This is a genomic window from Sulfuricurvum sp. RIFOXYD12_FULL_44_77, assembly GCF_001830725.1.
Taxonomy (GTDB): Bacteria; Campylobacterota; Campylobacteria; order Campylobacterales; family Sulfurimonadaceae; genus Sulfuricurvum; species Sulfuricurvum kujiense_A.
This window is the reverse complement of the sequence record NZ_MIBU01000220.1, coordinates 1-1,043: the sequence shown is the minus strand read 5'-3', so window position 1 is coordinate 1,043 and position 1,043 is coordinate 1. Positions and strand designations below refer to the sequence as shown.

The 1,043-nt window shown below is 42.0% G+C and carries 1 protein-coding gene and 1 pseudogene; both read right to left on the bottom strand.

Annotation, left to right across the window (positions count from 1 at the left end; all coding sequences use genetic code 11):
* A pseudogene (locus A2517_RS07900) lies at positions 1–271 on the bottom strand (sensor histidine kinase); the annotation flags it as partial.
* A 21-nt stretch (positions 272–292) separates the two neighbouring features.
* The coding region (locus A2517_RS07895) for a peptide deformylase (protein ID WP_294895822.1) at positions 293–1,043 on the bottom strand (751 nt) is incomplete at its 5' end.

The following is a 1,043-nucleotide window of genomic DNA, read 5'->3' as shown; positions in this document are numbered from 1 at the left end:
CGTCGGCGCGAAGCTCTTTGTTTTTAAGGTACTCAATCAATTCAGCGATGACAGGGCAATCTCCAAGCGCCATATGCCCCGAAACGACCCCCATAAAATAATCAAATACATTTCCGGCATATAACTCTAAAAAAATATCTCTATCGATCTCGTGGCGACCTAAAATGGTGGCACACTGCTCTTCATTCACCCATTCATCTAAAATCAGCTCTTTTTCGGCAAATAAAATAGCTCTTGCTTCAAAAAGTGTTTTAAAAACAGTATTTTTCATATTTTCTCCGCAGCGGCACCATTAATTTGGTGCGACCCAGAAAAAAACTCCTAAACTGACAATAAGCAACTGAAAAGCCAGAATTGCGACGGTTCCGATTATATTACCGATTTGACAACTCGTACACTGTTTATACTTTTTCCCTTCATACTGGGCATAAATGAAATAGACAGCCATAAATACTATTACACCGATGAGTGCAAATTTATCGAGTGTGTAGAGCACTGCACGTAACTCAGGTGAAATGAAAAAGGGGAGAAGAAAAGTAAATCCGACAAGAGCCAAAAGATATTTGGCACCCCGCTTGAAATAATCGCGTACAAAAACCGTTGGGCATGACTCGCCTAGCTCATATCCGGCTTCTTGAGCTTTTCTTGCCAGTATCTTTTCGGCGTCTTGTCGTCCCTCTTTATTCAGCTTATCAAGAAGAGTACCCCCGAACAGCATATCCATTTTTCGCTGCAATACCCGAGAAAATTCCCCCTCGGTATCCAAATGCTGCAACTCTCCGAATCTATTTTCATAGACTACTTTAATTCGGTCATGCCGTTTGAGTACCGCTGTAAAATCGGGATAATACGCACTTATCTCCTCCGCAATAACTTCTCCGTCGGCGACAAGAATACGAGGATTAATAAGTTCCAAAAGACCATTCTCGGTTTTGACGATGATAGCACACGCCGGCACTGCGATTTGGATTGCCGCAATAGCATTCAGGTGATAATGCTCCATCGTATCACGCATATTTTCTAAAAGCCTAAACAACTCATCA